This is a genomic window from Pedobacter cryoconitis, assembly GCF_014200595.1.
Classification (GTDB): domain Bacteria; phylum Bacteroidota; class Bacteroidia; order Sphingobacteriales; family Sphingobacteriaceae; genus Pedobacter; species Pedobacter cryoconitis_C.
Genome location: NZ_JACHCG010000001.1, coordinates 1,098,087 through 1,104,200 on the forward strand (window position 1 = coordinate 1,098,087; position 6,114 = coordinate 1,104,200).

The 6,114-nt window shown below is 37.5% G+C and carries 5 protein-coding genes and 1 tRNA gene; 2 read left to right on the top strand and 4 right to left on the bottom strand.

The features are described 5' to 3' along the window. Positions 1-15: 15 nt before the first annotated feature. Positions 16-774 (bottom strand): rhamnogalacturonan acetylesterase, encoded by a 759-nt coding sequence (locus HDE70_RS04640; protein ID WP_183888309.1) that lies wholly within the window; start codon positions 772-774, stop codon positions 16-18. A 213-nt stretch (positions 775-987) separates the two neighbouring features. Then, positions 988-1,058 (bottom strand) — tRNA-Met (locus HDE70_RS04645). Between the two features lie 197 nt (positions 1,059-1,255). On the opposite strand from HDE70_RS04645, the gene HDE70_RS04650 reads away from it, so the two are divergent. Next, positions 1,256-1,435 (top strand): histone H1, encoded by a 180-nt coding sequence (locus HDE70_RS04650; RefSeq protein ID WP_183865524.1) that lies wholly within the window; start codon positions 1,256-1,258, stop codon positions 1,433-1,435. A 310-nt stretch (positions 1,436-1,745) separates the two neighbouring features. Here HDE70_RS04650 and HDE70_RS04655 read toward each other — a convergent pair whose 3' ends face one another. Beyond that, positions 1,746-3,362, bottom strand: a complete 1,617-nt coding sequence (locus HDE70_RS04655) for a DUF6377 domain-containing protein (RefSeq protein ID WP_260159931.1) — start codon at positions 3,360-3,362, stop codon at positions 1,746-1,748. Between the two features lie 210 nt (positions 3,363-3,572). On the opposite strand from HDE70_RS04655, the gene HDE70_RS04660 reads away from it, so the two are divergent. Further along, complete coding sequence (locus HDE70_RS04660; RefSeq protein ID WP_183888311.1) at positions 3,573-5,177, top strand: glycoside hydrolase family 71/99-like protein; 1,605 nt, start codon at positions 3,573-3,575, stop codon at positions 5,175-5,177. A 24-nt stretch (positions 5,178-5,201) separates the two neighbouring features. Here the strand turns inward: HDE70_RS04660 and HDE70_RS04665 are convergent, their stop codons facing one another. After that, the gene (locus tag HDE70_RS04665; RefSeq protein WP_183888313.1) at positions 5,202-5,564 is read right to left on the bottom strand and encodes a nuclear transport factor 2 family protein; all 363 of its coding nucleotides are present in this window, start codon (positions 5,562-5,564) and stop codon (positions 5,202-5,204) included. Positions 5,565-6,114 lie beyond the last annotated feature (550 nt).

Below are 6,114 nucleotides of genomic sequence, written 5' to 3' on the forward strand. Positions count from 1 at the left end.
CTCTGTCCGGGGCGGCTATTTTTTATAAATCCGGTCTGCCAGACTTAAATGCTGTTTTTTGATTTCACGTAACACGATTTCTGCAATTTTACGGGCACCCATTTCATTGAAATGTGTATTATCTGTTTTCCCTTCCGGATAATTTGGGTTTTCACCAGCTTTTAACTGATTAAAAAGCATTTTTGAGTTTTCCGGACCTAGTTCCTGAAATAATGTCCGGCTTTCTTTGTCCAGGTCAATTAATTGTACTTGTTGTTCTTGCGCAACTTCGCGTACCAGTGCTGAATAAATCAGGTGTGTTTCTTCAATTTGACCAGCAGTATTAAACTTACGGCGTGATACAGGAGTAATTAATATCGGAATTGCATTTTTCGCTTTGGTCTCTTTGATAAATAAACGCAGGTTGTTCTTGTAATCGGCTTCGGGAGTATAGCTGGATTTTGCCGGTGATTCATCATTGTGCCCAAATTGGATAAACACATAATCATCTGCTTTTAACTGATTTGAAATCTGTTTCCATAAACCCTCAGCGATAAAGGTTTTAGTGCTCCTGCCATTTTTAGCTATATTTTTTACGGTAACTGTAGAATCGAAAAATAAGGCAAAAGGCATGCCCCAACCAGTCTCAGGATAAGCTCTGATATTCTTATCAGACATGGTCGAATCTCCTGCAAGATAAATAGTGATGTGTTTAACTGGCAGGCAGAAAGACATAATCAGGATTAACGGCACAATGGCAGGCAGATAAATTAAATGATTTACTAATCTTTTCATATCGTTTAAGCTTTCAGTGATTTGGTTTCAAAGCTTTGAAATTACGATTAGAAGATGGGTTAATGAGAAAGATGCGCGGATTAAAATTGTGCAATCGTTGCCAGAAGGAGTTATTTAAAGGTTATCTGAGCGATAACCTTTAAGAATCAAATATAATAAAATAATAGATGGAAAAAAGCTGAAGCCAGCTCAGATGAGCTCGCTGCTGCTTAGACGTCATGAGTGGAATCGAACCACCATATAAGGTTTATGAAACCTCTGCCTTGCCACTCGGCCACATGACTATTTATGTTGTTTTAAGCTTAATGTTTAACAAACATAATTAAAGTATACTTAAATAGTAGTATTTATTTTGATTTTTATTTTAAATCAGTATGTTTACAGTGTTAAGCGTTGATTAGAAGGTTGTAATATATTTTTACGCCTTTAGATCAGGCACTTAGAATAGTTAACTTGAAAAACATACTAATACAAAAGAACCATGAGCAAATTCGCAAAATTGAAAGAAGTAATCGCTGCTACAGAAACAGACGTAGAAAAATTTTATAATTCAGGTAATGGCGCTGCCGGTACCAGATTACGTAAAGCTTTACAGGAAATTAAAGGTATTGCTCAGGAAATCCGTACGGAGATTACGGAGAAAAAAAATGCTGGAAAATAAGCAGGAGGTTGGGAATAGTTTAAAGCTATTCCCAATTTTAATCGTAGCTGATTCTAAAAGATTTTTATTTATAAATGATCTCCAGTTAATTTTTTGGGATCATTTTCATGAAGGATATATTTCTTAGCATATTTTCCTGTTGACACACTATCCTTCCATCCATACTCTTTTACTAGTGCTTTATAAAATATGAACAGCCGGATAAGACTGTCCTTACTATTTTCACTAATTATAGATTTAAGAGCCAGAATTATGGTAATACCGGTTATAAGTGCTCTCCTGGGTGAGAACTGCAAAAAGTATTGGAATCCTATATTGCTTTTATATTCAAAATTGCTGCTTCAAACTTATCAGGATGACTCGATTTATTCTTAATCCTTGTCCGGTAATTATAAATCGTATTTAAAGAGTATTCCAGTATACGGGCTAACTTATCCGGATCATTTACACCTAAACGAATAAGTGCAAATATTCTTAAATCTGTGTTTAATAATTGATGGGGGAGCAGTTTGACCTGATATTCAACCGGGAAAAGAGCATTAAATTCGGTAACGAAATTAGGAAAGAGTTGCAGGAATGCTTTATCAAAATTGCTGAAGAGTTCTTCGCGTTCTTTTTTCAGATTGATATTTCCTACCAATACCTTGATTTCATCAAACTTTTTAGTCGTGAGCCTTTGTGTAATGGAGCTTTTGATCTTTTCCAGTTTGTTCAGGTAATCAGAAATGATGTGAAGATAATATCCTATATACTCCTCTTTGATCTTTTCTGCTTCGTTTAGCTTTTCTATCGTATTTCTCAACCTGGCATTTGCCTCTAAAACCAGTTTATCAGCTGCCTTGATTCTTTTGAGTTGCTTACAAACGATGATGGCAAAAACAATAATTATGATCGACAGGATAGTCAGCAGTGTACAGTAAAAAAACAACATTTGTTTTTGCTCCTGCTCGTGTAAGATTCTGGCACTGGCAATAACTGGTAAAATAGCGCTTACCTGTACTTTGCGCTGCCTGGCACCATAGTAAACCGCATCGTCCATGGCTGCTCTGATCAAAAGATAAGCATCTTCTGTATAAGGTTTTTTATTCAGGAGCTGAGCCAGATTTAACATGGCTGCGGCTTCTTTTGTAGCTGATTTTATATCAGCGATTGAAGCATTGATCAGCAACCTGATAGCTACGTCTGGTTGATGGTACTGGATGTATATATCACTCAATGTAGAGGCGGTAATTGCATACTCATGTTCAGATAACTGCTTGCTACGGATCAGTGATTTGAGCTTGATAACAGCATGTTCAAGATCACCGGCTTTAATCAATTTCAAACCGCTATAATAAGCGTAATCAAAAGAGTGGATGTCGCAGAGTTTAAGTGCAGAGTCCACATACAGGCTGGCTTTAGTCTTGTAGATTTTGGTGTAATAATCATCCTGATCAAAATCTGCCAGGTCATAATAAGTTCTTGCGTTCAGCAAATAGTATTCTCTTTTAACTGAGTCTGGCAGGTGTTTGGTCTTTAAAGTACTCAGTGAATCAAAAGTCTCTTTAAACATACCTGAAGAAAGTAAGATAAAGCCTAGTTTTAGTTTAGCGTAGGCGATTTTGGCCGGGTCTTTCAGTTGATTGCTGATTCGTTGTAACTGATGTGCATAATAGAATGCTTTACCATATTGGAAAGATTTGTATTCATTATATAACTTCAGGCAGATGAGATATTCACCTTTTAAATCCAATTCCTTGTGCGTCAGTGAAGCTTTCAGAAAGTCGATACGCGCTTGTTTTTGCGCGTCTAATTGTGGTTTCTCCTTTAAAACAAGTTTAAGCTTTTCCAGATCTCTTGCCGGAGATTGGGCGGCACAGTAAAGGCAACCGATAAATAATAAGGTTAGATTAAGTACCAGGTGTTTCATGATATTTAAGCTACTCATTAAATTCTGGTTTATATTCTTTGCATAAGGATTTGTTCTTTTATTAGTTCAATCGGTTGTTTATTAGTCATTTGTGGATTTGTAATCCGGATTTGGGTTTATATTATTTCTCAGCGGGCCGGGATTGCTTTAATTACCTGAATATACTGCTGTCATTTGTAGAAATACCTGAAGCGTAATGCGTAAGGTAGATAACCAAATATTCTACTTATGAAAAACTTAACTATTTGCTTACTTATAGCCATGGCTTGCCTGGGTTGTAAGAAGTCAGTCACCCCACAGCAAGATGAGCCGGGTGCAGCTGCTAAATCGCTTCCTGTAGCGAATGCAATCTCAAAGTCAACCTCCAAGAAAATTTTCATGCACTGGATGCCCTGGTTCGAAACGCCGGATTCAAGAGGGGCATGGGGATACCATTGGAAAATGAACACGCAAAACCCGGATATAATCACAAACGGTAAACGCCAGATTGCAGCTTATGCTTATCCAAAAACAGGCCCATATGCCTCAGGAGATTCTGATATCATCGAATATCAGTTATTACTGATGAAATATTCGGGCGTTGACGGAGTAATGATTGACTGGCCGGGTACCAGAGCACGGTATGATTATCCCGATAACCTGGCAAATTCCAATGCGTTGATTTCCAAACTAAATGCACTTGGTTTACAGTTCAGTATTGTACAGGAAGACCGGAACTGGGATGCCGGACAAACCAGCGGCGCAAATGGTGATTTCGTTTACATGCAGAATAATTACTTTAATCAAAGTAATTACCTGAAAGTGAATAATGTGCCTGTAGTTTTAAACTTTGGCCCTATAACTTTTCATCAGCCCTCAGAATGGGATCAGATCCTGGCAGGTCTTAATCCAAAACCAAAAGTTATTCCATTGTACGGAAATACAAACCAGGTGGGATCAAATAATGCAGGAGGGGAGTTTCCGTGGATTTATCAGGATCATCCTACGGTGGTGAATAACTATTACGCACAAGCTTCTAATTTCCCGATCTCAATCGGTGTAGTTTATCCTGGCTTCAAGTCTTTCTACCAGGCTGGCGGAGCGGATGGGCCTACCTGGCAAATTGCCTATAATGGAACCAGCACTTTTTCAACTTTGCTGGACAAAGCATTAGCTTCCAGTGTAGGTATTATTCAGTTTGCAACCTGGAATGATTACGGAGAAGGTACAATGATTGAGCCTACTGCCGAGTTTGGCTATGGATTTCTGACTACCATGCAGCAAAAATTGGGAGTGTCTTATGGACAGCATGAACTGGAATTGATTTATCGTTTGTATCAATATCGCAAACAGTATAAAGGTAATTCTGGTGTTCAGCAGCAGCTAAATCAGGTGTTTGGTTACTTTGCCGCACAGCAGGTCAGCAATGCTGAAGGCTTGTTGAATAGTATTGGAGGCGGGACTACGGCACCACCGACAGGAACAGGCATCACTATCAAAAATAAATGGTTAAATACTTTTCTGTTTGAAGAAAACGGGCAGGTTAAATATGGCTCTTCCAATACTGACGCCCGTGCAAAATGGGTATTAGAACAAGTCAACGGGCATACCAGGATTAAAAACGTAAGCACAAGTCACTACCTGAATATTGAGCATTTGTATAGCTATGCAGAAAGTTCGGTAATCCCTGATACTTTTTATAGCAGTTATTGGGTCGTTGAAGATTACAATGGCTTTAAAAGGATTAAAAGTGAATGGAAAAACACTTATCTGAATTTAGAAAACCAAAGCGGACTTGCGCAGGCTACTACTATTAATGCTACCGCCGAGAGCAGTCAGTGGACATTAAATTAATATTTAAATAAATGCGTCAGATGCCTATCCATGATAGACTCTTGACGCATTTATTTTTCCATCTCTAATTTCAAGAACCTCAGCGATCAGCATATCTGGTTCTCCTGTCACTGATCTTATATATTCCATAAATACACGCTGTTCGTTTGCCGTAAATGAAGTTGGCTGATAACGTAAAGCAGGTAAGCGGTCAAAACAATCTTTCCACCATTCACGAAGTGCTGATTTGCCTTTGATCAGACCTTCAGTTTCAGGTTTCCTGACTTTTAGTTTTGGACTAAAATGTATGGCCTGTTCATCATATAATGCTAAGAGCTCTTCCAGGTTATGCGTATTAAAAGCAGCAAACCATTGTTGCGCAATATGCTCGAAAGCTGTGTTTTTCATAAGGGTTAAATTCAGGTTCGCAAATTAAATAAAATTCCTGTCACTGCTTTAAAGATCCTGTTCCTCGTTTAATGATAAATTTTCGTTTAGATATTCACAATTGTTGATTATTTCGTCAAAAATTTGATTTAAATCCATAAGCTAATGTATTACTATTAACCACGATAATATGTGGATTCGTGTAATAAAAAAATGATTATAGTTTTAAAAATTTATACTTGAAGATTATTAAAGTGTTTTTATGAGAAAACAATTGATTTTTAAAAATTTGATGATGCTATTCGTTGTTTCATGTGTTATTGCGTGTTTCATTTCGCGTAAAAAAGGTCAGCAAGCTGCTGAGAATAAAACGGTATATGTTAGTGTTCAGGAAACCAAAACCTGGATGGAGAATAACATCATTGTACCCTGTCCGGGTAAAAGTTGTTGAATCATCAAATATGATCATATACAACTGATAGCATATCAGTTCGTTGTATCGATGTAAGGCGTAATTGAAATTAAGCCTTAAAGAATTAAAATAACGCTCACTCTATTTTGCCAGATCCCG

Bases quoted from the DNA above. Each gene is read 5' to 3' on its own strand.
- HDE70_RS04660 (WP_183888311.1), top strand. From the start codon at position 3,573: ATGAAAAACTTAACTATTTGCTTACTTATAGCCATGGCTTGCCTGGGT.
- HDE70_RS04655 (WP_260159931.1), bottom strand. From the start codon at position 3,362: ATGAGTAGCTTAAATATCATGAAACACCTGGTACTTAATCTAACCTTA.
- HDE70_RS04650 (WP_183865524.1), top strand. From the start codon at position 1,256: ATGAGCAAATTCGCAAAATTGAAAGAAGTAATCGCTGCTACAGAAACA.
- HDE70_RS04665 (WP_183888313.1), bottom strand. From the start codon at position 5,564: ATGAAAAACACAGCTTTCGAGCATATTGCGCAACAATGGTTTGCTGCT.
- HDE70_RS04640 (WP_183888309.1), bottom strand. From the start codon at position 774: ATGAAAAGATTAGTAAATCATTTAATTTATCTGCCTGCCATTGTGCCG.